This window comes from Clostridia bacterium, from assembly GCA_016887505.1.
In the GTDB taxonomy this organism is placed as follows: domain Bacteria; phylum Bacillota; class TC1; order TC1; family UBA5767; genus UBA5767.
On sequence record CP069393.1, the window covers coordinates 621,047 to 647,367 of the forward strand.

Consider the following 26,321-nt stretch of genomic DNA (forward strand, 5'->3'; position numbering starts at 1 on the left):
GTAAAGTAGAGGTTAAACAGATATAGATTTTTCTTAATTCAGGAGGGTGTAAAATAATTGGTGTAAACTCCTGAGATTGTATAAACTAAATCTATCTTCAAGGAGGAACACTATAATGGCCCAGAAAAAACTCATCGACAAACAACTGATCCGCGAACTCATGAAAGAAGGCGAGCTTAAGGATGTCAAAGACATCCAGTCCCTACTAAAAGCACAGTTCAAAGACATCATGCAAGAAATGCTGGAAGCTGAACTGGATCATGAACTCGGATATAGCAAGTATGACTATAAGAACAAGGATACTACAAACAGCCGTAACGGCATTCGTTCTAAAAAGGTTCGTTCCGATTATGGAGAAATGGAAATTGACATACCTAGAGACCGTAATGGGGATTTTGAACCTGTAATCATTAAGAAAAACCAACGTGATGTTTCAAGTATTGATGACCAGGTCATAAGCATGTATGCCAAAGGGATGACTGTCAGAGACATTCAGGATCATCTACATAACCTTTACGGAATTGATGTATCACCAACCATGATTTCACAGATTACTGAGAAAATATTACCTGTAATAAAGGAATGGCAGCAACGCCCACTACAAGAGGTTTATGCCCACCTAATCATGGATGCCATCCACTACAAAGTCCGTCAGGATGGAAAGATAGTCAACAAAGCAGTCTACATCATACTAGGTATTGATTTGGACGGTAAAAAGGACGTTGTAGGTATGTGGGTCGGAGAAAATGAGACCAGTAAATTTTGGCTTAAAGTGTTAACTGATTTGCAGCATCGTGGTGTTAAGGATGTGCTGATAGTGTCTATCGATGGACTGAATGGCTTTAAAGAAGCAATACAGGCTGTTTATCCAGACACCAGAATTCAGCGGTGCATCGTTCATATGATTCGCAATTCAACGAAATACCTGTCCTGGAAGGACCGTAAAGCATTCGTCAATGATCTTAAACCAATCTACAAAGCAATCAACGAAGATTCCGCTTTGAACGCTCTACAAGATTTAGAAGACAAGTGGGGCGAGAAGTATTATATCGCGGTAAAACCTTGGAAAGACAACTGGGATGAAGTAGCAACAATGTTCGAGTATCCGGCTGAAATCAGAAGGATGATATACACAACAAACGCCATCGAAAGCTTTAACCGCCAGCTACGCAAAGTCACGAAATCCAAGAGTGTGTTTCCAACCGATGATGCCCTGTTGAAAATGCTGTATCTGGCAATGATTGATATAACCAAGAAATGGACTATGAGGACTCGGGACTGGGGTAAAATTATTAATCAGCTAGCAATTCACTTCGAGGGACGTATTTGACCTTCCACGAATTGAGTTAAGAAAAATCTTTAAGGAAGTTTACACCAATTTCTTGACAGACTCTAATTCAGTTTTCTAATAAATCTATTATTTTGCTGAAATCTATAAATATAATAACTTCAACTGTGAACAATACAATTCGATTATACACCTCGTGAACAATTTCTCTACACAAATATGACATAAGTTTGTTCATTCGGATTATTTTATAAAAATTTATTCAAAAAATTCGAATTATCTTAAGTCAATAAAGATTAAGGCATACAAGGCATCCAGAATCTTTACTAAGTTTGACGTGTGATATGATATACTATCTATGACTAACAAGTTCAGAAAATTATATAATAGTAAGATTATAAGGAGAAAAGAATGGATAAGAGAATTGCGGTATTGATTGACGCAGACAATGTTTCGGAAAAGTATCTAAAGTATATTTTTGACGAGATATCCAACCATGGTACACCGACGTATAAAAGAATCTACGGGGACTGGACAAACCCTCATTTGGGATCATGGAAAAAACAACTTTTGGATAACTCCATCACCCCAATCCAGCAATACAGCTATACTACGGGAAAAAATGCCACGGATGCAGCCCTCATCATTGATGCGATGGATATTTTATATTCCGGTAATATTGAAGGATTCTGCATCGTGTCCAGTGATAGTGATTTCACAAAATTAGCAGCAAGACTTCGTGAATCAGGAATGCTGGTTATTGGTATGGGAGAGAAAAAGACGCCAAAGCCCTTTATTGCCTCTTGTGAGAAGTTTAAATATCTCGAAGTATTAGCAGGTATGGACAAGGACGAGGAAAAAGAAGTTTCTGAAAGCAATGCAAAGGGGAGCAAAAAGAGCTCAACTAGTAAGACGAATGGTAGTAGTGAACCAAATATCATGAGCAGGCGCCGCCTGATCCAGGTTGTAAAAAATATTGTGACTGAGATTTCAGATGAAGATGGATGGGCAAACTTATCTGAAGTGGGCAACATTCTAAACAAACGTTATCCTGACTTTGATACTAGGAATTATGGACATGCTAAGCTTACACCACTTGTCGCTTCTTTGAATAAATTCAACATAAGCTCAAGACCCTCTAGCAATCCGAATATAAAGCTCAAGTTTATTAAGATAAAATAGGAGTACTTATGATAGATAGACAACTTCATGTAGTAGTGGCTCCGGATAGTTTCAAAGGTAGCCTGAGCGCTCATGAGGCTGCCGTAGCCATAGAAAAAGGTGTCCACGATGTGCTACCAAATGCAGTTGTGGATAAAATTCCCTTATCAGATGGTGGAGAAGGGTTAGTGAAAAATACAATAAATGCATTGGGAGGTAGTTTCCGTAGTATTGAAGTTACAGGGCCGGATTTTGAGCCAGTTGTAGCTACCTATGGTTTTCTAGATAAACAGACTGCAGTCATGGAAATGGCTCAAGCCTCCGGTATTATTCTAAGCAAATGGCACGATCCTTCTAGTACCACTACCTATGGCACTGGTGAAATGATACGTGATGCCATAAAACAAGGTGCTAAAAAGATTATTCTAGGTATTGGAGGCAGTGCAACCAATGATGGTGGGATTGGGATGGCCGCAGCATTAGGCGCGCGGTTTCTAGATTCTCATGGCAAGGGTGTAGAACTTTCTGGATCGGGACTATCTAGCATTGAATCCATAGATTTATCTTTTTATGACAAAAGAATAAGTGATATCGAAATTGTAGTGGCCTGTGATGTAACGAATCCACTTTATGGCGAGAATGGTGCTGCCTATGTGTATGCTGCTCAAAAAGGAGCAAATAGTGAGATGATTCGAAGACTGGATAAAGGGCTTCGAAATTACCACAGAGCTCTACAAAAATCCTTAGGTCTAGATTGTGCAAACAAAGAGGGGGCTGGAGCTGCTGGCGGTTTAGGTGCGGGCTTGCTGGCTTTTACAAACGCTACCCTAAGACCGGGTATAGAAATAGTTTTCGAACTTCTTGACTTTGATAATAAACTTGCTGGTGTAGACTTGGTTATTACAGGAGAAGGAAGTATTGATGCGCAGACTTTGGAAGGAAAAGTACTATTAGGTGTAGGCAGGTACACGAAGAAAAGAGGAATTCCGACAATCGCCCTATGCGGTCAATATAAAGGAGATTTAAGCATATTAAACCAAGAAGGTATTACATCTGTGTTTAGCATCAACCACGAACTGATTGATGAGCAGCTGGCTATCATGAAGACAGCTGAAACTGTAACACTGACTACAAGACAGATTATCCGCACTGTGAATGCTTTGGGAGTAATGCAGGGAGAGTAATACTGATGAAGAAACTACCAATTTTGTTATCGATTCCCCATGGAGGTGTAAAGGTACCACACTTTTTGGTAGACCGTATTAATTTGACACCATTAGAATTACTAATCGATAGCGATACAAGAACCAAGGAAGTATTTGGATTCAGCGATTTAGTAGAGGGTTACGTTGATATAGACATTGCTCGTTGCGTAGTAGATGTAAATCGTGCCTATAAAGCGGATTCAAAAAGTGTTTTTAAGGATTTATCCCATAACAATAAGAGAATTTGGAAGAATACTGGATTAAGTAGTTTTGAACGGGAGAAGTTGCTTTGCAATTATTACCATCCCTACCACTTGAATATAAGCAATATTCTTTCATCCTCCAATATCGAATTGGCCATAGATGCCCATGCCATGATTCCTCAAAAGAGAGCAGGAAAGCAGGAAGGTAGAATCAAAAGACCCTTATTCTGTATCAGCAACAGAGGCTCCAATGATCCTAGATTTCCTGAAAATAATATTACAGCTCCTTTTTCATTAATGAAAAAACTGAAGAAAAATTTAGAAGATGAATTTTCGGACATGCTATTATTTGATACAGAAGATATTGTGAAAATAAATGACCCTTTTCGCGGTGGATATATTACGGCCTACCACGGAACGGATCCCAAGGTTCCTTTTATTCAAATAGAGATTAATCGAGCCCTTTATTTACCACCAGAACAAGCAATTAGCCTTACAGAAAGTACGGCAGAAAAAGAACGTATCAAAATCATACGTGATAAGTTGCTACTGGTTATGGAAAAAACAATCTGTGCATAATCCCTCCAGGTGGGGGGATTTTTTATGCTGCAATTCCGTGATTGACAAAGTAATGGCATCTGTGTATATTGTATATATACAGAATAGCAGGGAGGAAGAGATGTACATTCCAATATCGCAGGATTCAGACATACCAATATATCAACAAATAGTTGATGCAATCAAGGATGCCGTACTCTCCGAAGAATTGAAAGAAGGAGAAGCGATGCCTTCGATACGAAGTTTGGCTAAGGAACTGGGCATTAGTGCTATTACCAGTAAACGAGCCTACGAAGAACTAGAAAAGATGGGATATATTGTAACAATTCGAAAGAAAGGCTCCTTTATCCGGGGTGTAAATAAAGCTAAATTGCTAGATGCAAGAAGGAAAATCATACAGGGAAAAATACAAGAAGCTGTTCAAATGGCTAAGAGAACCCAAATGGAATATGGTGAGTTAGAAAAAATGTTGAAAAAATCTTTTACAGATGAAAGAGAGGAGTAGCTATGGAAAATATTTTGGAAATAAATGGCATTACCAAACGTTATAAGGACTTTACTTTGGACAATATTAATTTATCGTTACAAAAGGGAAGCATAATGGGTTTCATTGGGCCAAATGGAGCAGGAAAGAGTACCACAATCAAAGCTATCTTGAATCTCATAAGAATAGATGAGGGAAATATTGAATTTTTTGGAAAAGACAGTAAAAAATTTGAAAGAGAAATCAAAAATAGAATTGGATTCGTACTTGATCGAAGCCATTTCTATAAGGAAATATCGTTGGAAAATATGAAAAATATTGTGGCCCCCTTCTATGAAGATTGGAATGAGATGATGTTTCAAGAATACTTAAAGCGATTTGAACTCAATCCTAAAAAAAAGATTAAAGCATTATCCAAAGGTATGACCATGAAATTTACACTAAGTCTAGCCTTGAGCCATAATGCAGAATTGTTAATTATGGATGAACCTACAGATGGACTGGATCCTGTGGTACGTCATGAAGTGGTAGAAATTTTAAATGAACTTACTAGAACCGAAGAAAAGACGATACTGTATTCAACGCATATTACTTCCGATATTGATCGACTAGTAGATTATGTGACATATATTAATCGAGGGAAGATTGTGCTGAGTGAGAGCAAAGAATCTTTGTATGATACGTATGCAATGATTCAGGGGCCGGAAGAAGTTTTAAGTAAAGAACTTTTACGAAAGCAGGCGTCAGACATTGTTGGATTTAACCGCAATGCTTTTGGATTTAAGGCATTGGTGAAGAATCCTCAAAGTATACGGTCGCGTTATCAAAACAGTATACATTATGCGAATCCTACCTTGGAAGAAATTTTGATTTATCATAAGAAAGGAGAAGAAGATGTTTCAACTCGTATATAAGGATATCGCTATCCAGAAAAAATCATTTCTTATTGTTTTGGGATATATACTTTTTTTCGTAGCAATTTTTCAATCACAGCCAAACATGATGTATTCCGCAACGGTGGTAGCTACTACCTATATTTTGGCTATGGGAGGATTTGCTTTGGATGATCAAGCTGAGGCAGATACCTTCCTAAATAGTCTGCCGGTAACCCGTGCAAATCTGGTAGGAGCCAAGTATGTATCCTTGATGCTATTTTTTCTGTTTGGAACAGTTTGCTATGGAGTGCTCTATCAGCTGCTTTATTTGTTGGGACTACCAATTCAAATGGGGAGTATCACAATCGAAAACCTAATAGGGGCGGTAGTAGCTGTAAGTTTAATTAATTCTATTTATTTTCCAATTCTATTTAAAATAGGATATCACAGGGCTAAAATATTCAATTTTATATTGTTCTTTGGTGTTTTTTCTGGTTTTTCTTTACTGTCGTTAAAAATGCAGAAAAGTACTAGCGTGGGTACATTAAGCAAACTTGAACAATTTATAAACCAAAAACCCGATATTCTACTAGCAGGAATACTTTTGGCTATGGCTGCAATATTACTTCTTATTTCTTTTGGATTTTCATTGTATTTTTACAAGCGGCGCGACTTTTAAATTTTATAGAGTATCCAACGGCACTCCTGAATCAAGTATTTTAATTCGTAGCGCCGTTCGGTTTCATCAATCAGACTCTGACAACGATAAATTAAGCTTGCAATACCGGCTATTTTTTGAGGGTGGACTTCCAGAATCCGGTCCACGTTAATTAAAGTATAACTACCATCTTCTTCCTTTATGCGAAATCTTACGGGACGAGGATGGTCTTTTTCTTTGAACCAGACGATGGTTTCGATAGGGCTTGAAACGATTTTCATATTTTTTCCTCTAAAAGGTACAACTAGAGATGGCTTGACATCATAGGATAATCACCTTCGTTGACACCACCTTGGAGTGGCTTAATGCCACTGTCTAAAAAGCAGCTACGCACCAATGACTTTTCTCCAAACCGGTTACGTAACGCATCCACGGTTTTGTCCAATTGCTGTTCTTTTTCACGGTTTTTTGGATCTAAAAATGTGAGCTGATAAAAGTCATTGGGAACCAGCTCAGACAAATGGATGCCAATATGGCGGATCGGCTCTTTCTTCCATACCTCATCAAAGAGGTTTTTGGCTGCTTGAAATAGTTCACGTGTCTCATCCACCGGGGTAGGTAATTTGCGTTGTAGTTGGTAGTGGACGAATTCTGCAGTCTTTACTGTAACAGCTATTACTTGAGCCATTCCACCCATACGTCTAAGTCGCATAGCAACTCGTTCACATAAGGATAAAAGTACCAAATGAGCTTCTTGAATGTCACATGCATCGAAGGCAATCGTAGTGGAATTCCCCACATTTTTTTGTAGTAATGTACTACCTGAAACCACTCGAGAATTGTCGATGCCATTGGCATATTGATGAATGAGAGCGCCGTGACTTTTGAATACGTCTATAAGCAGTGATTGTGGTGTATTGGCCAGTTCACCTATGGTGCGAATATTCAACTTATAGAGCTTACGCTTGGTGGCCCTACCCACCATAAAAAGTTCTTCGACTGGTAGAGGCCACATCTTTTCTTCCACTTCATTCGGAAAAAGGGTATGAAAATGGTCAGGCTTCTTTAATTCCGAACCCATTTTAGCCAATAGCTTGTTGCTAGAAAGGCCAACATTAACGGTGAAGCCGAGTTCCTCACGAACGCGATTTTTTATTTCTAATCCCACTTGAAAAGGGTCTGTGGTGAAGCGGCCTTGCTTGTATTCTAGAAAACATTCGTCGACAGAATATCGTTGCACAATGGGAGAATATTCAGACAGCAAATGGTAAAGTGCATCACTACAAGATACATATAGCTGGTAGTTTGGGCTTACGACCACAAGCTCAGGGCAGAGGCTTCTCGCCTCTACTAGTGTGTCGCCAGTACGAATACCATAGTGCTTGGCTGGAATAGATTTTGCCAGCACAATACCCCGACGTTTCTGTTGGTCACCACCGACGACAGAAGGAATATCTCTAAAATCTATAGGATGCCCTTGTTCCAGTGCATAGGCTGCAGACCAGCTTAAAAAGGCACTGTTAGCATCAACGTGAAAAATAAACATAATAAACTCCTTATGTCTGCATTTTAACACGAACAAATGTTCTATTCAACTAAAAAAGAAGGGGAACAGCAAGCAAGAGAGAAGTAAGAAATATATATAATCTTCTAGCATAAAAGTCAGAAAGACTAACTATATGAAGTCAAGCAAAACATTTAATTGTTCAAGAGAACTATAATGGGGATTTTCGCATCATAAAAAGACGTAGCAATTTTGCTACATGTGGCAAACAATTTCAACTAGTTACTACTGCTCGACGTAGTTCTGGTTGCTAGACAATAGTTTAAAGATGACCCGGATCAGCTTTTTAGTTGTATGAGACAGAGCGACATAGTGATGTTTGCCTTCAGAACGTTTCTTCTTATAGTACTCTTTGAAGGTCGCATCTCGCATCACAATCAACCTGGCGGCTTGCAAGAGGGCCCAGCGCAAGTAAGGGGATCCTCGCTTGACCATTCTGGTTTGAGTCGCTGTGAACTTGCCAGACTGATGTGTGGATGGATCCAACCCTGCGAAGGCAAGCAGCTTAGCGGGAGATTCAAACCTGGTGATGTCTCCGATTTCCGAGAGGATGACAGCTGCCAACCGATGGGAAATGCCAGGTATGCTGAGCAAGGGAGAATTCAGTTCACCAACAAGCTGTTCAATTATTTGATCCAGCTCTTTAATCTCGTTCTGCAGGTTTTGTATCAAGTGAATGGTTTGCTTAAGTTCATAGGATAAAGATGGTGAACATGTGCCAATAGATGTTCTGGCAGAATCACGAATAGCTACAGCTTCTTCTTTTCCATAACGTCCATGGGAAGCTTTACTAAGGACATGAGTAAGCTTGGTTAGGTGAGCATCGGCAATTTCTCGAGTGTTAGGAAAAGCCAGTAGGAGCTGATAGACAGAAGCCTGATGGATAGACCAGACCAAGGCTGGGAGCTCCGGGAAAACGATATCTAACAATCTAGTGATGGACATTTTGTAAGAAGCTCTGGTTTTGACAAGACGCGATCGGTGTCTAGAAAGTGACTTGAGCTCTCTATGGTGGTAAGATACAGGTGAGTGGGATTTGAAGTCACCTGTTCTGAGCATCATAGTAATGGTTTTTGCATCAACCGAATCTGTTTTGGTCTTTCTAAGCGTTTGAGCTTTTCTGAAAAGACTGGTTTGCAGAGGATTGAGAATAATCACGGGAAGATTGTTTTCTGTCAGGAAGTTGATGAGATTATTGCTGTAATGTCCAGTGGCTTCAAGTCCTATTAGTATTTGCGAGTGACTCACGTCAGGAATGGTTTGCAGTAATAGGTTGAAACCCTGGCGAGAGTTTTTGAAGGTGAATACGTTATGGATGATTTCACCCTCCGAATCAACAATAAAGCAGTCATGTTTATTCTTGGCGACATCGATACCAACATAGATCATAGTGACACATCCTTTACTAAAAAGTTGCTGCGCTCCACAAGCATCTATGTCATGTAACCTTGCCCGAGATAAAACATCTACGTGTTATCTAACTCATTAACAAAAAAACATAGAGATGTGGTTAGAGCCTTTACGAAATAGTCAAAGCTATAGGAGAAAGCACTAATCCACAGCACTATGTAAATTATATCAAAATACTTTTGAACTATAGCTTGCTATAAGTTCATAATACAAGGAGAGAGTATGGGAAAAATTATTCGGGGATATTTAGTTCCCCATCCACCCATCATTATTCCAGAAGTTGGTGGAATCACGCGAAAACGAGTGCAGAAAACCATAAAGGCGATGGAGCGTATGGCAAAAGAGGTTGCAGAACTTCGACCCGATACCATCATCGTCACGACACCTCATGCTCAGAGCTTTAGAGACTTTTTTTACTTGCCAGATGGAGATATATTGGGAGGAGACTTTTCTGCATTTGGGGCCAAAGAACCTAGTTTCATTTTCCGACATAATATGGTTCTGATGGGTGCTTTATGCAAGGCTTGTGAAAAAGAAGGGTTCTTTGCTGGTTTTTTAAACAAAGAAGAAAAAAAACGATTTTCTATAGAGGAACGATTGGACCATGGAGCATTGGTCCCCTTGTACTTTGTTCAGCAAAGGATTGAAAATATATCCATTCTCTATTTGCCGACACCGTACCAGGACATCAAACAGATGGTGCGCTTTGGTGAAATTTTGGGGCAGACAGTACGGGAATCTTCAGAGCGAGTAGTATTCCTTGCCAGTGGAGATTTATCACACTGCTTAAATGAATCGGCACCAGCAGGCTATAATGAGGCTGGAAAACGCTATGACAAGAAACTTTATGATATCGTGGAACGGTTAGATGAAGAGACTTTTATGAATATTACAATTGAGGAAATGCAAGATGCGGCGGAATGTGGGACACGCTCATTTGCTACCCTATGGGGTTCAATGCATGAGTGCAAGTTGGAAAGTGAAATTTACTCCTATGAAGGGACACTAGGTGTAGGTTATTTGGTTGCTGCCATCCAGCAAAGTAAGGAGAAAAAGCATGAATAGTGAAAAAAAAGCTATTTTGCGCTTAGCCAAGGAAGCCGTGGAATCTTATGCTAGAGGAAACGGAAAAATTGATATCCCCGAGTGGTTGCCAAAACAATTATCTCAAAAAAAAGCAGCAGTTTTTGTCAGCCTAAAGAAAGAACATTTGCTCAGAGGATGCATCGGAACCTTGGAACCAACATGTTCTTCTTTGGCCCAAGAAGTCATAGAAATGGCTGTAGAAGCTTCTAGCCATGATCCCCGGTTTCCCAAAGTACAGGCAGAAGAATTGGAAAATTTAACATATTCGGTAGACATCTTGTCAGAGACGGAACCAGTTGCTAGCGTGGAAGAATTAGATGTTAAGCGCTATGGGGTGATTGTGAGCAGTGCTTGGCGACGTGGTGTACTCCTGCCTTGTCTAGAAGGTGTAGACAGTGTGCAAACGCAAATTGAAATTGCCTTGAAAAAGGCGGGAATAAAACCGAATGAAAAATATGAAATGGAACGGTTTGAAGTTACACGCTGCTCTGTGGAAGAAGATGATTTATGTGAAGGAAGCTAGATATTATCAGAAACTGAAAGACAATAGTACCCATTGCTTGCTTTGTCCGCACCAATGTCATATCAAAGTAGGAGAAATGGGGCTGTGTAATACTCGGGAAAACAAAGAAGGAAGGTTGTTGGCCTTAAACTATGAAGAAGTTGCTTCCCTAGCATTAGATCCAATCGAAAAAAAACCTCTTCGACGTTTTCATCCAGGCAGTACCATTCTTTCCGCAGGAACGTATGGTTGTAATATGTTCTGTCCATACTGCCAGAATTATGAGCTCTCTCGAGCTAAACCGGGAAAGCTGCGAACTAACCATATTAGCGCCAGTAAATTGGTGAATATAGCAAGGCAAGAAAAAAGCAAGGGCAACATCGGTCTGGCATTTACCTACAACGAGCCTACCGTCTGGTACGAATATGTGTTGGAAGCTGCTAAATTGGCTAAGGAAAATAATCTCCTTGTGGTGTTGGTTACCAATGGATGTATTGAAGAAGAACCGTTACGAGAACTGCTCCCCTATGTTGATGCGATGAATATAGATTTAAAATCCATCAATCCAACTACGTACCGAAAAACACTAAAAGGGGATATATGTGCAACGAAGCGTACCATCGAACTGGCTGTTCAATCCACCCATGTGGAAATTACTACGCTAATGGTACCAGGACTCAATGATAGTGAGGGAGAATTTGATGAAACACTCAGTTATCTAGCAGGTATATCACGAAATCTTCCGTTGCATATATCACGATTCTTCCCACGCTATAAGATGAATCATATTCCGGCAACGGATACGGATGCCATCTATGCAGCAATGAGAAGAGCCAAAAAGAAACTTAAATATGTATACAGCGGCAATCTGAAATAAGAAATTAGAAAGACCCTGAGGCTTGCTAACCAGTTGTATGGCTAGAAAAAGGGGAATATCGAGCAAAGAAGGATTCCAACCTATCTTCACGAATAATTACTAATATAGGATAAAAATATCAACACCCGTGTGGGTGGTATGATATACAATAGAAAAGGCAGGTGTTATGGATATGTTGTATCAAGTAATGCACGAATTTCCAGAACCGACATTGCTAGAGCAGAATGATATCATGATATCACTTTATCAACCTACGCACAGACACGCGCCGGAAAATAGGGGAGATTTGGTCATGTTTGGCAATTTGCTTCGTGATATTGAATCAATCCTAAAAAAGAAAATCAGCTCAGAAGAGTTAGAGAAGCGTCTGAGACCATTCCGACAGTTGCTAGAAGACAGAGAATTTTGGAATACGACATTAGATGGATTAGCAGTGCTTTCTTCTTCTGAAAAATGCTATGTTTACAAGTTGGCTGATAGCATGGCTGCAAGAATAGACGTTGCTAAAAGTCTTAACCTAAGACCTCTAATCCGCTATTTCCAAACAGCAGACCGTTTTCAAATCTTGGGTATTGGATTGGATGGATTTGCTATCTTTGAAGGAAATCGGTACCAAATTAGTGAGTTGCCCTTGGATGAGGATATTCCTGTAACTATGGATCAAGTATTAGGAGAAGAACATACTGAGAGTTACCTTGCACATGGCTCCTATGGGGGTGGTGGCGAATCTGCTATGTTCCATGGGCACGGGGCAAAAAAAGATGATAAGGATCAGGATATCGAGCGGTATTTCCGTTATATAGATGCCCTGATTAAAGAAAAATATAGTCGCGAGTCTGGATTGCCACTTATACTTTTATCCCATAAGGAACAAAGTGGTGCCTTTAGAAAAATTAGCACTAATAATCTATTAATTTCTGAGGGGATAAGAGGGCACTACCAGGATCTTTCAATAGAACAAATAAAGGATTTAGCTTGGAAGGCAATGTACCCTGCTTACCAAAAGCGTCTAGATATGATGCTTGATGATTATTTCAAAGCACAAAAGAAAGAATTAGCAACAGACAATTTGGTCGATATAGCCCAAGCTACTTTAGAAGGAAATGTCGATATTTTGTTTTTAGAGGAAAAAGCAAATTTCCTCGGAATATGGGATGAAGAAACGGGAGAAATTTTGCAAAATGAGTTGAATCATTTAGAAGAATCAGATGTACTGAATGATTTGGCAACAGCAGTATTAAAACGAAAAGGGAGGGTAGTCATACTTGCAAGTGAACGAATTCCAGGCAAAGATGGGGTAGCCGCACGACTACGACATGAATTACCATAAGTGACTTGCTAGATAAATGTAGAGTGTAGATTTAAAAACCGTTATGGTCTTTAAATCTACACTTATTTTTTTGAATTTGAATGAACAGGGTATTGGGTATAAAAGGATAGCATTCTTTTTAACTATGCAACAGGTGTTACATGAAAAAGAGGGACATAAAAGAAGATAAACGTATATATCTGTTATTTGAAAGAAATAAATGACTGAAACAAAAGAAATTTCCTGAATATCAAAAAAAAAGGTGGAAAGTTTCCTCTAAATATAGCAAAATAGTAAATATAAATGTAAACGTTTACAAAAGAATTAAGTGAGCATAAAAAGGGGGGAGTAGATTGAACGTAATCGAGCTGAACAATATTTGTAAAGCTTTCGGTAGCAACAAAGCAAACCACAATGTTTGTTTCAATCTTAAAAAAGGAGAAATCCACGCCTTGCTTGGTGAGAACGGAGCAGGAAAGAGCACACTTATGAACATCCTGTATGGCTTATATAGTTGTGATTCTGGGAATATCATGATCAATGGTGAATTGGTCGATGTTGAAAATCCTAGCAAAGCAATTGCGCACGGAGTAGGTATGGTTCACCAACACTTTATGTTGGTACCACAACTCAGTGTTACCCAAAACATATTTTTGGGTATGAAAGAAACAGGATTGTTTCTTAAGATGGATGAGCTTAAAAAGAGAGTATCGGACTTGAATGAAAGTTTTGGCTTCAATGTTGATCCATCTGCTTTTATATGGCAACTGCCAGTAGGGGTGCAACAGAAGGTGGAAATTTTGAAAGCTCTAATGCGAGATGCAAAAATTCTTATTCTGGATGAACCGACTGCTGTTTTAACACCAAATGAAGTAGAAGAACTGTTTGCGTCAATTAAGAAATTAACAGATAGCGGTTATTCAATCATTCTAATTACGCACAAGATGGAAGAAGTATTAGATTATTGCGACCGTGTAACCATCATGCGTGAAGGTAAGGTTGTCGATACAATAAACGTATCTGAAGCAGATCAAGATATTCTGGCGAAAGCCATGGTAGGACGTGATGTTTGTCTTGATCGCATCATAGAAGACCAAGAGCCAGGAGAAGTTCTCCTGAAGCTAAATGAAATAACCGTTTTAAATGATAAAAAATTACCGGCTGTAAATAACCTTAGCTTGGAAGTAGCAAGAGGTGAAATCTTAGGAATAGCCGGTGTCGATGGGAATGGCCAGTTGGAATTGGGTGAGGCTATCGTAGGGCTTAGAAAGATTGAACATGGCAGTATGAGCCTACTCAATCAAGATACCACCAATGCTGTACCGAGAACCATGATGGATTTAGGTATGGCACACATACCGGATGACCGGCATAAAAAGGGATTGGTGCTAGACTTTTCGATTAAGGAAAACCTAATACTGGGTTCTCAAAGAGATAAAAAGTATCGAAGTGGAATGATGATGAACTATGGTACGGTAAAAGATGAAGCAGAACGTCTAGTGGAAGAATTCGACGTTCGTCCTCGTAATATTGAATTAACGGGTGGAATGCTTTCAGGTGGCAACCAGCAAAAAGTTATCTTGGCAAGGGAAGTATCTAGAAACCCAGAGGTACTGATTGCGTTGCAACCGACCCGAGGTTTAGATATTGGTGCGATTGAATTTGTACGAGGAAAAATTATCGAAGAAAGAAAGAATAATAAAGCAATCCTTTTGGTTTCTACGGATTTAGATGAAATTCTTACTTTAAGTGATCGTATTGCCATTATGTATAAAGGTGAAATAATCGGCATTGTATCTCCGGATACCCCTGTTGAAGAAATTGGTCTTCTTATGGGTGGTATCAAGGATAAGAAAGCAAAAGGAGGGGTGGCATAATGAAAGATAGATTGAAACTTCTGATTCACCCTGCGATTGCTATCGCAATATCCTTAGCCATTGGTGCTTTAATTCTTTTAGTAGCAGGTTATGATGTGGGCAAAGCATTCCTAGCTATTTGGAATGCGTCATTCAGAAATTTGAGAACCATAACGACTACATTCAATAAATCTTCACCATTGTTGTATGTAGGTTTGGCTGTGGCGATATCCTTTAGAGGCAATGTATTCAATATTGGAGCGGAAGGTCAGCTTCTCATGGGAGCCGTATTTGCAACCTTCGTGGGACTTTATTTACAATTTCTTCCTGGCTTTTTATTGATCGCCTTGATGCTGCTAGCGGGTTGTGTAGGCGGTGCATTGTGGGCCTTTATTCCTGGCTATCTGAAAGCTAAATATGATGTAAGTGAAGTTATAACCACCATTATGTTTAACTATATTGCACTCAATTTCATTGGGTATTTGGTCCGTGGACCTATTCGAGATACTAGCCAAGCAGAACCACAGACTGTTGCGATTGCCAAACAAGGATTTCTTCCCTCATTAATTCCTGGTACGCCATTACATTTAGGGTATTTATTAGGTATTATCTTGGCTATTGGTTTGTTCTATCTTCTATTTAAAACCTATATTGGGTATGAAGTAAGGGCAGTTGGCCTTAACAAGAGTGCGGCAAAGGTCGCAGGTATTAATGTTCAAAAAACCATCGTTGGTACCATGCTTATATCTGGCGCATTGGCTGGTTTGGGCGGAGCGATAGAATTGGCCAATATTCACTACTTATTAGAAGGAATTTCTCCAGGATATGGCTTTACTGGTATTGCAATCGCGGTTTTGGCAAATTCCAACCCAATTGGGGTAATATTCAGTTCATTCTTGTTTGGTTTTTTAAATGCAGGAGCTACTTCCATGCAACGATCTGCTGGTGTATCTGCTTCATTTGTACAAATTTTCCAAGGTATTATGATTATTGCTATTGCCTTGGCTAGCGTGAATAAAACAAAACTTACTAAAAAAATAAAGAAAACGCTAAGCCAGGATACGACAAAAACTAGGGAGGTGGAGTAAACATGTCAGAATTGCAATTTATAAATTTTCTTGCTTCTTCTGTACGCATGGCCACGCCACTATTATTGGCTTCTCTAGGGCTAGTAATTTCAGAACGATCAGGATTGATTAATATTGGTGTAGAAGGTATCATGCTTATGGCTGCTTTTGCTGGATATGCTGGTTCTAAGCTAGCAGGAGGCTATTGGTATGGATTGATTGTCGCCATTTTGGTTTCAATGGTCATTATATCAATATTTGCCGTCACCACAATTAAGTATAAGTCACAGCAGGTCATCATTGGTGCAGCACTGAACATGTTTTGCGCAGGGCTCAGTAGTTTCTTGTATCGGTTAATATTCTACAATACGGGACGTTTTGATGAAGGTATTGCCGCAGCAAGCTTTCCGAATGTTAGTATACCGGTACTGTCAAAAATACCCATATTGGGACCAGTATTTTTCAACCATAACTTATTGGTCTATTTCTCATACATAATGGTGATTGTCTTATGGATTGTAATCAACAAGACTTCGATAGGACTCAAAGTAATTGCAGCAGGTGAACATCCTAAAGCGGCGGAAAGCTTGGGCATAAATGTAATTCACGTCAGATATTTGGCAACCTTATTTTCAGGTGTCATGATGGGTGTCGCCGGTGCATATCTATCAATTGCACAAGCTTCATCATTTGGTGAGGATATGACCTCAGGACGTGGCTTTATCGCCATGGCTGTCGTTATTTTAGGAAAATGGAGCCCAATCGGATCCATGTTCGGTGCGCTTTTCTTCGGAGCAGCGACTGCTTTGCAACTCATGTTTCAAATTACTGGTGTGGAAATACCAAGAAATGTAATCATGATGATACCCTATATTGCAACAGTAATAGCGGTGTTGGCAGTGAGTCAGAACAAAGTAGGGGCGCCGAGTGCCTTGGGTGTACCGTACGAAAAATCCTGATAGAGAACAACGAAGGTTGTCTTTATAATAAAATTTAGGAGGAAATTGAATGAAGAAAGTATTTGCAGTACTATTGGTAGTGATGATGCTTGCCTCTGTTGTAGGTTGTGCCGGTGGCGATGAAGGTGCAGTTAGGGTTACAGAACCGGAAGATTTGAAAATGGCTACATTGCTTCCATCTTCACCGACTGACGGTGGTTGGGGACAAACTGGTGCTAATGCCATCAACGCAGCAAAAGAATATTTTGGCTGTGAAGCTGTTATCGTAGAAGCTGGAACCGCGGATCTTATGAAATCGGAAGCTGTTTCTTTAGCTGAAGAAGGTTTCAATATTATCATTGGTCATGGTGGTCAGTATGCAGCTCCGTTTGCAGAAATTTCTGCTGACTATCCCAACACATATTTCTTTACCGCTGGTGGAGATATTGTAACGGAAAACCAAATGCCTGTAGAATTCATGGTTGAAGAATTAACCTACATCATGGGTGCAATGGCAGCAAACATTTCAGAAACTGGTGTTGTTGGCCTTACTGTGGGTGGAGAATATCCTTCCTACACCAAAACGTCTAGAGGTTTTGAACTAGGCGCTAAAGCAACTGATCCTGATATTGAAATATTGTATGCTGCAACCCAAGACTCAAGTGATATGAACGAAGCGTATGAAATTGCAATGGCTCAGATTGATGCCGGCGCAGATATCATTTGGACCAATGCCAACCAATCTTCTTTGGGTTCAATTCAAGCAGCCAAAGAACGTGGCGTTTATGTTTTCGGAATGGTTCAAGACCAAAAAGCGGAAGCTCCTGACTTGGTAATTGCTTCTGTAGTACAAGACTTTAATGGTTTTGCTATTGCAATTGGCGAAAGATACCTTAATGATTCTCTAAACGGAGAAACCATCAAGATCAGAGCCGGAGTAGACGATGAGAGCTTATACTGGGCTTGGAATGACGCTGTAAAAGATACTCTTCCGGAAGATGTAGTTGGATTGTATGATGAATTGCTTCCTAAGATTCAAAGTGGAGAAATCTATGTACCAAGTGAAACCGAAGGCTGGTGATTCTAGATAAACACCATAAGTAAAACAGGGGACCCGAACAATGTTCGGGTCCTTTATTGTATATAACTTTATTCTGTGGAAATCTTTCATAGTGGACTTATAAAATGGTATAATCGATAAGAAGAAAGAGGAAAGGAACCGCATATGGACCGTTATCATTTCATAGACTACTACAAAGTCCTGAGTGTAGAACGAAATGCTTCAAAACAGGAAATTGAAGAATCTTACAAATTGCTAGCCTTTCGTTATAAGATGAAGGATATTTTGCCAGAAGCCACGGATGCAGATCAGAGAAAAGAACTGATTGATAAAGCGTATACTATCCTAATTGATTCCAAAAAGAAAAAAGAATATGATGCAATATATGATGATGTATACGGAAGATTAAAGAATCAAGAAACAGAAATACCAAAAATTAGAAGACGCAAGAGCCCCCAACATTTGAAAAGCATAATTGCCTTTGTAATGATAAGTATGGTGTTGGTATTATCCTTTATTGCAGTGAATGGCATTGATAAAGAAACCGAACAAGAAGACCCTAGCACAATTTTAGCAGGTGATGATGGAGTCTTTAAAGTAGCCCTTCTCGTTCCCAGTACTATTACCGATGGTGGATGGTCAGAATCAGCATATCAAGGGCTCTTACAGATTGAAAGGGAATTGAATGCCCAAGTTATTTATACGGAAGTGGTCAGCAAAGAAGAAATTATTGAGAAGGCCAATCAATATGGGCAAGAAAACTATGATTTGATTATTGGTCATGGATACCAATATTCTGAACCCTTTAAGGATATTTCTCCTAAATACAAAGATAGTATTTATATTACCAATGGCGGAAAGTACATCAACAATAATTTGACAGCCATAGAATTCGAATTGGAAAAAGTTAGCTATATTGCAGGAGCTGTAGCTGCTAAGCTAACAAACACCAATATTTTAGGTTGCATCGGTGGAGAGAATATACCTTCCGTATCCAAGACCTTCCTTGGATTTAAGCTGGGCGCCAAAAGCATTAATCCAGATATACAGGTAAGTATCAGCTATATTGGAAGTTGGAATGATCCAAGAGCAGGATATGAAGAAGCACTAAGAATGATTCGAACTGGAGCTGATGTTTTGTATGGAAATGCAAATGCTACAGGTTTAGGCGTGATTCAGGCTGCTGATGAAAATCAAGTCTACGTATTTGGTCAGGATTCCGACCAATCAGCCTATTCGCCAGATTATCTAGTAGCTTCCATGTTTCAGGATACGCCCAATACATATATGATGGTGGCAAGGAGTATTTCAGAAAATAGGTTTGATAATGGGGAACGAATTGTAGTGGGTTTTGAGGATGAATACGTCAAGCTACTTTGGAATAATAATGTAAAACAAAATTTACCAGAAAGTGTATTGGCTATAGAGCAGGCCATAAAGGAAGAGTTTATTACTGGTAATTTAGAAATCCCTGGTGAAAAGGATATGTAAAATAAAAAAAGTCGCTAATGCGGCTTTTTTTAACAGGATTCTCTTACAATAAGGGTTGGTGGAAGGTAGATTCTTTGGGGTGGCAGATTGGGGTTAGAAATTTTATTCAAAAGAATTCGAGCTGCCGTTTTACCTAAGTCTTCAGTAGGTACTTTTATACTGGTAAGGGATGGGCTAAAATATTTAGAAAAAGAAATATCATCACTGCCTATGATGGCAAAGTCTTTGGGAATCCGATAACCCTTATCTAGTATCGCTCTGCTGATACCAATGGCAATTAAGTCGTTGATACACAAAAAGACTCGCGGTAGTTTTTGACCAGATTGCAAAAGGTTCGTCATCAACCGATAGGACTCATCAATAGTATCGAATGAACTTTCATAGATCCATTCATCTTTTAAGTTTAAATCAAAGTCAGATAGAAGTTCTCTTATATATTTTAACTTATGCCTTGTAATTTCTATATGATGTCCTCCATGGATAATACCGATATCGGTGTAACCTCTTTTTTTAAGATGTTCAAATGTAAGCCAAATACCAGTACGTTCATCAACCAAGACGCTGTCTAATTCCTTAATATCAGGATTGGGGTTGATACATACCATTGGTTTGGTTAAATTTGGGATACCTGGTATAAAATGTGAGTTCATAAATAGAGTACCCGCTACAATCATTCCATCAAAAAAGCCTTCATTACCAAGGTCATCGATAACTTTGAAAAGCTGATCAGGGTCGTTTAGATGCTGATTCACATTATGGGCATGCAAATAATAACCATATTCAGTAAACACAGATTCGGCTCCCTTGACTAACTCAAAGAAAAACGGATTCACCAGGTTTGGAATGATCATTACAATATTGTTGGTGCGTCCAGGAGAGGCCAAATTGCGAGCGAATGGATTTAAACTGTATTGGTTATCATCAATAATGCGCATAACCCGTTCCAAGGTATCTTTTTTTACTTTTTCAGGGTTGTTCAGAGCCCGTGAGACAGTGGCGGTGGAAACGCCTGCCTGCTTGGCGATGTCTTTTATATTCATAATTATCCTTTGATTCGTTATTACTAATATTGTAACAGAATAGATATAAAAGAACCATTATTTATGTAAAGGGTTACATTTTCCAAATGAAGAAATCGGTCAATAGAATTTATTAGATTAGACTGGAAAAGAACCTTGTTTCAGAGTATTATTAATGTAATTAGTTACATCAAAAAAATTATGGAGGTTATGATGGCAAAAATAATTGGAGTATGTGGTAGTACAAGAAAGAATGCAACAGAGTATGCACTAGTAGAAGCTCTGAAGGAAGCTGAAAAAGTAGATGGTATTGAAACGGAAATGATATCGATCCGTGGTAAAAAAATAAGCCCTTGCATTCACTGCGATAAATGCATCAAGGATGAGTTTCTAGGTTGCTCAATTTACAAAGATGATGATATGAATGAACTGTTTCACAAATGCTTAGAAGCAGATGGTATAATTTTTGCCTCGCCAGTATTTGAAATGGGAATTAGTCCACAACTTAGTGCTTTCATGTCAAGATTTCGCTCATGCTACCTTGATTTAAGAAATGACCCTGAAGTATATGGTAAACATGTAGGGGCAGCTATAGCGGTAGGTGGAACCAGAAATGGTGGTCAAGAAATGACCATAGCTTGTATGCATAACTTTTTCCATACGCATGGCTACGTAGTTACCGGTGGTGCCTTGGGCGTTTATGCTGGCGCAGCAGTATGGTCTCAAGACAATACTAAGTTTGATGATAGCATTGATCCTATTGGCATTGAAAATGCTCGTAAATTAGGTGGTAAGGTTGCAAGAACAGTTTTGCAAATGCATAAATAAGATGAAGGAGCTTCGGCTCCTTTTATTTTTGCCATTAGATGTTATAATTTGTAAAAGATTGAATAGAATGAATTATGCGGAAAGGTTGGAATGAAAATGAAAAAACTTAAGATTGGTATTGATTTAGATGGTGTGGTGTTTCGCACCCTAGACAAAGTACTTGAAAGATACAACGAGGATAAGGGAACAGAATACGTATCTGACCAAATTAAGGATTGGAATACTCATGAATGGATGGAGGGGGATGCTAGTGTCTATGACTATTTTTGTGATCCCAAAACATTCATAGACCTACCCATTAACGAAAATGCAATCGAGGTACTTTATCGTTTGGATAAAAAGCATGATGTATACATTGTGACAGATACACATTATCATTGTTTGGATACACGAATGAATGAACTGTTTAGAATCTTCCCAAAAGAAAAATTTTCTTTTATGGAACATAGAAAGATTTTTATTGGAAAGTTTAAGGAAATGCTTATGCTGGATGTACTCTTAGACGATAAGCCAGAAAATGTTATGCATTTTAATAACAGGGGATATGGCAAGGCCATCATGTATGATTGGGTACTCAATCGATATGTAAAGGATGTAGACCGAGTTTACAGTTGGTTGGAGTTTGAAAAGAGAATCGAAGAGATGGAAAAGCAAGAAAGAAGTTAGTTAACTTCTTTCTTGCTTTCTTTTATAATTGCAACACTTGCACTAGCGCCAATCCGAGTAGCTCCAGCTTCAATCATGGCAAGGGTATCGCCTAGAGTACGAATACCTCCAGATGCTTTAACACCAAGATTCGGCCCTACCGTATCGCGCATCAGCTTAACATGATGCGTAGTCGCACCGGCACTAGAAAATCCTGTTGAAGTTTTAACAAAATCAGCTCCAGCCTGCATGGACATCTGGCAAGCCTTAATAATTTGTTCATCTGTTAGCAGACAGGTTTCTAAAATAACCTTTAGTGTGATTTTTTGGCCACAAGCTTTTTTCACTTCTAATATTTCTTGCTTTAATTTATCCCATTTGCCATCCAATGCATACGATACATTGATGACCATATCTACTTCCTCAGCCCCCATTGTGACTGCATCTTTGGCTTCAAAGACTTTTGCTTTCGTGCTCATAGAGCCTAAGGGAAAGCCGATTACTGTGCATACAGCTGTATCACTTCCAGCTAGAATATCTTTTGCCAGGGGGATGTGACATGGGTTAATACACACGGAAATAAAATTATACTCCAGTGCCTGGGCGCACAATTCACGAATCTGTGCTTCCGTAGTCTGTGGTTTAAGAGCTGTGTGATCAAAATAACGATTTAAAGACTCAATCTTTAACATGATATACCCCTTTCTAACACCCGAAGATCTTTTTCCATCCGGGTCACACAATATTCGAGAAAATCAGTGTAGTCTTTTTCAATATGAGTCTGTGCTTTGTCAATCAGCCTTGAGACAATGGGGCCGGAAATTTCTGTTTCATAAAATGCATTTAGTTTTTGACTATAGTGTTTAGAAAGAATATTTTGGTCTCCATCTAATGAAACAAAGAGGGATAGCGGGGTAGTTAGGTCAATATCATGGCCAATGCTATCGCTTAGTGATTGTTCTAGGGTATGTAACAAATCCGTTTGTTCAATTGCGTGTCGCATAGGTTCAAAGGTCATTCGGGTAAACCGTTTAATATTTACTTCAACAGCCATTTCGATGACGTTATGACCTCGCCACAAGCAGTCACGTTCTGGTACACCCAAGGAAGATAAATCTTCTTTAATATGACCAGCCTTGTAGAAGGCAAAACCATTTCCATTGCGATAGGATTTATCCGTATAATAATCGAGACCAGGAAGTGCTACGCCATGTAATGCATCAGCAAGAAAGACATCTCTTGGTAGCATGAATTTCTTCTTTATACTATGTGCATCTTCCCAATCAATGCCGTTGTATACTAATAAATCTGGAAGTACACTTCCTATTGCCCGTGCAGGATTCATGGAACCCAATATTATTTGATTTACGTAAAGATGTGTTAGTGGGAACATAGCTTACTTCCCAATTGCTTCTTGCACAGTTTTGCGTGTAGATCTGGTACGAATAAACTGTAAAATTGCACAAACAAAGGCAATAATGTAGAACAGCCAAGGAAGAATTCCAATATAAGCAATGGCTTTTCCTAAAGAAGCTTGAATCTGTATGAATGAAGAAAGCGATGTTGCAAGAACTAGTCCTGCAATAGAGGCAAAAATCATACGTACAGAAAATGCACGATAAGATTCTAAAAACTGTGGTGAGAGTTTTTTGCGCATCTTTTTAGTCATATTCAGTTCACCATCAGGTCCTTCAAGCTTTGACATACGGCTATAGGAAAAATAAGTAAGAACCAAATATAGTATAAGACCAGAAATTGGAGAATACAGTACTTGCATTAAGGTTTTATCCATATAGGCTGTAATCGAACCATCGATTGCTGTACCCGCTGCAATGCTATCAGGAAGAGCGGGGTATTGTAACAATGCATAGGCGAAGGTAAACACAATCGCAAGAATCGGAATTAATTCTAAGTAACTTGGGTAAAATCTCCAGAGCTTTTTGTAAGAAAATGATTTCATATTATCTGCCTCCTATTAATCTCATATTATTATACCTTATCTTGAGAGGAATGACAGTCCTGTCTTGTGTTATAATATTTACAGAATATGAACAGATAAGAGGAAATATGTACGCTCAAATTTTAACGAATGTAAATAACAGAAAGCTTGACCGATTCTTTACCTACCGGGTTCCGGAAAAACTTAAAAACAGCGTAAAGAAGGGAAGCAAGGTTGAAATAGTTTTTTCAGGTCGTATTCTTCAAGGGTTTGTTATAGCCTTATCGGAAGAAACAGAGTACACAGGAACGATTTTAGATATACGAGACGTAGTGCGAGATGATTTAGTGCTATCTGAAAATCAAATCGACTTGGCCTATTGGCTGGCGGATGAAAGTTTTATTTCATTGGCAAAGGCATTTGCAACAATATTTCCATCAGTAGGAATTGGTCGCAAGGATAGAAAACGGATGCCACTGTTTTTGACTGAAAAAGGACGCAAAGCGATTGGTGATTTACGTGCCTCCAAATCCAAGACGGCCTTGATAAATTTATCGGAAAATCCAGGACTTCAGTTTTCTGCACTCAATATTTCTCAAGAAATATTTCGAAGATTATGCAAAGAAGAATGGATAGAATTCAAAGAAGCAGAAATTAGTAAGGACCCTATTTGCATTAATAAACTAAATAATGAACAAAAGAAATTGATGGTTTCAATTGAGAATGATTTGATGAACAACGAAAAGGAATTCTTAATTCATGGGGTAACTGGAAGTGGTAAAACGGAAATTTATTTTCATTTGATAAAGCGATGTCTAGAAGAGGGAAAACAGGCGATGGTATTATTTCCAGAGATTGCACTTACCCAGGAAATGGTTGGCCGCTTCAAACGTGCCTTTGGAAATAGGGTAAGACCATGGCATAGCCAACTAACGCCATATCAGAAAAAAGGAATCTGGGATGACTTGATGCAACAAAAAGCAGATATCTTGATTGGCCCTAGGTCTGCTTCGCTGGTTGGGATGAAGAACCTAGGCCTGATTATTGTTGATGAAGAACATGATGCAAGTTATTTGCAAAGCTCAACACCGTGCTATGATGGCAGAAAGGTCGCACGCTACCGCGCAACGCAGGTGGATGCACCGCTAGTTATGGGGTCAGCAACACCGTCCGTAGATGTGCTCTACAGAGTGAAAACCGAAGAGGTAAAGCTATATTCACTGCTGAAGCGACATCGAGGTGCAAATTTACCACAAATTACGACGGTAGATATGCGGGAAGAACTAAAGGCCGACAATTACAGCATCTTCAGTAGACTTCTCAAGCAAGAAATAGAAAGATCCTTAGAGGAAAAGAAAGGTGTTCTACTGTTTCTGAATCGGAGAGGATATTCGGGGAGTTTTGTCTGTAGGGATTGTGGGCATACGATGATGTGTGAGAATTGTGATATTCCTCTTACTTACCATAAGCAAGGAGACATCTTGAAATGTCATTACTGTGGTTATGAAAAGAAGGCCATCACAGTTTGTCCTGAATGTAAATCGAAAAGAATACGGAGTTTCGGGGTTGGCACTCAAAAGGTGGAACAGGAAGTTAAAAATGTATTTCCAAATGCCCGTGTAGCTAGAATCGATGGAGATACGGATAATAAGAATGGTGCTAGGGAACGTTTGATTGAGGACCTAAAAGAAGGAAGAACAGACATCCTTATCGGTACCCAGATTATCACCAAAGGAATTGACTTTCCAAAGGTTGGACTGGTAGCAGTTCTTGCGGCTGATTTAGCCTTGAATGTACCCGATTTTAGGGCTCGCGAAAAAGCCTGCCAACAGTTGGTACAGGTTGCAGGACGTTCTGGAAGGGAAGATGGGATGGGACTATGCTTGATACAAACCTACCAACCAGATAACCTTGCCGTTCAGTATGCTAAGGAGGAAAACTACTTGGCCTTTGTTGAACTCGAAATGCAAGAACGCTACCGGATGAATTATCCGCCATATTCACAAACCATCCGTATCCTAATATCTGCAGAACAAGAGGAAATATTAGCCAAAAGGGCCGTTATTTTTTCGAATTACATACCCAAGGCACCGTTTAAAGTACTCGGTCCTGTTCCTGCTAACTACAGCAGAATCAAAGGACTGTATCGATGGCATATCATTATTCTTGGAGATGACTTGGAAAAAATGAAAAATACGGTACAATATGCACTTAGGGAGTTTTATGATAAGGAAAATTCGAGCAATATATACTTCACTATCGAAGTGAATCCGGGCTCTATGTTGTAAATAAGGAGGA

At 39.2% G+C, this 26,321-nt stretch carries 26 protein-coding genes; 19 read left to right on the forward strand and 7 right to left on the reverse strand.

Annotation, left to right across the window (positions count from 1 at the left end):
* The first annotated feature begins 115 nt into the window (after positions 1 to 115).
* From JR334_03025 to JR334_03055, 7 genes are all read left to right on the forward strand, one after another.
* Complete coding sequence (locus JR334_03025) at positions 116 to 1,330, forward strand: IS256 family transposase (protein ID QRN86211.1); 1,215 nt, start codon at positions 116 to 118, stop codon at positions 1,328 to 1,330.
* Between the two features lie 369 nt (positions 1,331 to 1,699).
* Positions 1,700 to 2,470, forward strand: coding sequence for an NYN domain-containing protein (locus JR334_03030; protein QRN86212.1), 771 nt, complete (start codon positions 1,700 to 1,702; stop codon positions 2,468 to 2,470).
* An 8-nt stretch (positions 2,471 to 2,478) separates the two neighbouring features.
* Positions 2,479 to 3,633: a glycerate kinase gene (locus JR334_03035; GenBank protein QRN86213.1), complete on the forward strand. Its 1,155-nt coding sequence runs from the start codon at positions 2,479 to 2,481 to the stop codon at positions 3,631 to 3,633.
* A gap of 5 nt (positions 3,634 to 3,638) precedes the next feature.
* Complete coding sequence (locus JR334_03040; protein QRN86214.1) at positions 3,639 to 4,436, forward strand: N-formylglutamate amidohydrolase; 798 nt, start codon at positions 3,639 to 3,641, stop codon at positions 4,434 to 4,436.
* Positions 4,437 to 4,536: 100 nt separating this feature from the next.
* The gene (locus JR334_03045; GenBank protein ID QRN86215.1) at positions 4,537 to 4,920 is read left to right on the forward strand and encodes a GntR family transcriptional regulator; all 384 of its coding nucleotides are present in this window, start codon (positions 4,537 to 4,539) and stop codon (positions 4,918 to 4,920) included.
* A gap of 2 nt (positions 4,921 to 4,922) precedes the next feature.
* Positions 4,923 to 5,813 (forward strand): ABC transporter ATP-binding protein, encoded by an 891-nt coding sequence (locus JR334_03050; GenBank protein ID QRN86216.1) that lies wholly within the window; start codon positions 4,923 to 4,925, stop codon positions 5,811 to 5,813.
* Positions 5,794 to 6,453, forward strand: coding sequence for an ABC-2 transporter permease (locus JR334_03055; GenBank protein QRN86217.1), 660 nt, complete (start codon positions 5,794 to 5,796; stop codon positions 6,451 to 6,453). The genes JR334_03050 and JR334_03055 overlap by 20 nt, the downstream gene beginning before the upstream one ends.
* Here the strand turns inward: JR334_03055 and JR334_03060 are convergent.
* The 3 genes from JR334_03060 to JR334_03070 all read right to left on the reverse strand — a co-directional run bounded on the left by JR334_03060 (position 6,450) and on the right by JR334_03070 (position 9,385).
* Entirely contained in the window at positions 6,450 to 6,713 is a 264-nt protein-coding gene (locus JR334_03060; GenBank protein ID QRN86218.1) for a hypothetical protein, read from the reverse strand. The two genes, JR334_03055 and JR334_03060, sit on opposite strands and share 4 nt — an antisense overlap.
* 23 nt (positions 6,714 to 6,736) lie before the next feature.
* Positions 6,737 to 7,978 carry a DNA polymerase IV gene (locus JR334_03065; GenBank protein ID QRN86219.1) on the reverse strand — a complete coding sequence of 414 codons (1,242 nt, stop codon included), beginning with the start codon at positions 7,976 to 7,978 and terminating at the stop codon, positions 6,737 to 6,739.
* 243 nt (positions 7,979 to 8,221) lie between these two features.
* Entirely contained in the window at positions 8,222 to 9,385 is a 1,164-nt protein-coding gene (locus JR334_03070) for an IS110 family transposase (protein QRN86220.1), read from the reverse strand.
* A gap of 243 nt (positions 9,386 to 9,628) precedes the next feature.
* On the opposite strand from JR334_03070, the gene amrB reads away from it, so the two are divergent.
* The 9 genes from amrB (at position 9,629) to JR334_03115 (ending at position 19,592) form a co-directional block, all read left to right on the forward strand.
* Positions 9,629 to 10,471, forward strand: a complete 843-nt coding sequence (gene amrB, locus JR334_03075; protein ID QRN86221.1) for an AmmeMemoRadiSam system protein B — start codon at positions 9,629 to 9,631, stop codon at positions 10,469 to 10,471.
* On the forward strand, positions 10,464 to 11,015 hold the full coding sequence (gene amrA, locus JR334_03080; protein QRN86222.1) for an AmmeMemoRadiSam system protein A: 552 nt from the start codon (positions 10,464 to 10,466) through the stop codon (positions 11,013 to 11,015). Before amrB ends, amrA begins: the two co-directional genes overlap by 8 nt.
* The gene (gene amrS / locus JR334_03085; GenBank protein QRN86843.1) at positions 10,993 to 11,871 is read left to right on the forward strand and encodes an AmmeMemoRadiSam system radical SAM enzyme; all 879 of its coding nucleotides are present in this window, start codon (positions 10,993 to 10,995) and stop codon (positions 11,869 to 11,871) included. The genes amrA and amrS overlap by 23 nt, the downstream gene beginning before the upstream one ends.
* A gap of 172 nt (positions 11,872 to 12,043) precedes the next feature.
* The gene (locus JR334_03090) at positions 12,044 to 13,201 is read left to right on the forward strand and encodes a hypothetical protein (GenBank protein ID QRN86223.1); all 1,158 of its coding nucleotides are present in this window, start codon (positions 12,044 to 12,046) and stop codon (positions 13,199 to 13,201) included.
* A gap of 332 nt (positions 13,202 to 13,533) precedes the next feature.
* The gene (locus JR334_03095; protein QRN86224.1) at positions 13,534 to 15,057 is read left to right on the forward strand and encodes an ABC transporter ATP-binding protein; all 1,524 of its coding nucleotides are present in this window, start codon (positions 13,534 to 13,536) and stop codon (positions 15,055 to 15,057) included.
* Positions 15,057 to 16,124 carry an ABC transporter permease gene (locus JR334_03100; GenBank protein QRN86225.1) on the forward strand — a complete coding sequence of 356 codons (1,068 nt, stop codon included), beginning with the start codon at positions 15,057 to 15,059 and terminating at the stop codon, positions 16,122 to 16,124. Before JR334_03095 ends, JR334_03100 begins: the two co-directional genes overlap by 1 nt.
* A gap of 2 nt (positions 16,125 to 16,126) precedes the next feature.
* Positions 16,127 to 17,062, forward strand: coding sequence for an ABC transporter permease (locus JR334_03105; protein ID QRN86226.1), 936 nt, complete (start codon positions 16,127 to 16,129; stop codon positions 17,060 to 17,062).
* Positions 17,063 to 17,111: 49 nt separating this feature from the next.
* Entirely contained in the window at positions 17,112 to 18,122 is a 1,011-nt protein-coding gene (locus JR334_03110) for a BMP family protein (protein QRN86227.1), read from the forward strand.
* A gap of 144 nt (positions 18,123 to 18,266) precedes the next feature.
* On the forward strand, positions 18,267 to 19,592 hold the full coding sequence (locus tag JR334_03115; GenBank protein QRN86228.1) for a BMP family ABC transporter substrate-binding protein: 1,326 nt from the start codon (positions 18,267 to 18,269) through the stop codon (positions 19,590 to 19,592).
* Positions 19,593 to 19,621: 29 nt separating this feature from the next.
* On the opposite strand, the gene JR334_03120 is transcribed toward JR334_03115, so the two are convergent.
* Entirely contained in the window at positions 19,622 to 20,632 is a 1,011-nt protein-coding gene (locus tag JR334_03120) for a LacI family DNA-binding transcriptional regulator (protein ID QRN86229.1), read from the reverse strand.
* Positions 20,633 to 20,824: 192 nt separating this feature from the next.
* On the opposite strand from JR334_03120, the gene JR334_03125 reads away from it, so the two are divergent.
* Both JR334_03125 and JR334_03130 read left to right on the forward strand, forming a co-directional pair.
* Positions 20,825 to 21,439 (forward strand): flavodoxin family protein, encoded by a 615-nt coding sequence (locus JR334_03125; protein ID QRN86230.1) that lies wholly within the window; start codon positions 20,825 to 20,827, stop codon positions 21,437 to 21,439.
* Between the two features lie 96 nt (positions 21,440 to 21,535).
* Positions 21,536 to 22,105: a hypothetical protein gene (locus JR334_03130; GenBank protein ID QRN86231.1), complete on the forward strand. Its 570-nt coding sequence runs from the start codon at positions 21,536 to 21,538 to the stop codon at positions 22,103 to 22,105.
* On the opposite strand, the gene deoC is transcribed toward JR334_03130, so the two are convergent.
* From deoC to JR334_03145, 3 genes are read right to left on the reverse strand one after another with little or no spacing between them, the layout of a single operon-like run.
* Positions 22,102 to 22,776: a deoxyribose-phosphate aldolase gene (deoC, locus tag JR334_03135; protein QRN86232.1), complete on the reverse strand. Its 675-nt coding sequence runs from the start codon at positions 22,774 to 22,776 to the stop codon at positions 22,102 to 22,104. The genes JR334_03130 and deoC overlap by 4 nt on opposite strands.
* Positions 22,770 to 23,477, reverse strand: coding sequence for a hypothetical protein (locus tag JR334_03140; protein ID QRN86233.1), 708 nt, complete (start codon positions 23,475 to 23,477; stop codon positions 22,770 to 22,772). Before JR334_03140 ends, deoC begins: the two co-directional genes overlap by 7 nt.
* 3 nt (positions 23,478 to 23,480) lie before the next feature.
* Positions 23,481 to 24,044 (reverse strand): hypothetical protein, encoded by a 564-nt coding sequence (locus tag JR334_03145; protein QRN86234.1) that lies wholly within the window; start codon positions 24,042 to 24,044, stop codon positions 23,481 to 23,483.
* 107 nt (positions 24,045 to 24,151) lie between these two features.
* Here JR334_03145 and priA point away from each other — a divergent pair, with 107 nt between their 5' ends.
* Positions 24,152 to 26,311, forward strand: a complete 2,160-nt coding sequence (gene priA / locus JR334_03150; GenBank protein QRN86235.1) for a primosomal protein N' — start codon at positions 24,152 to 24,154, stop codon at positions 26,309 to 26,311.
* Positions 26,312 to 26,321: the final 10 nt, after the last annotated feature.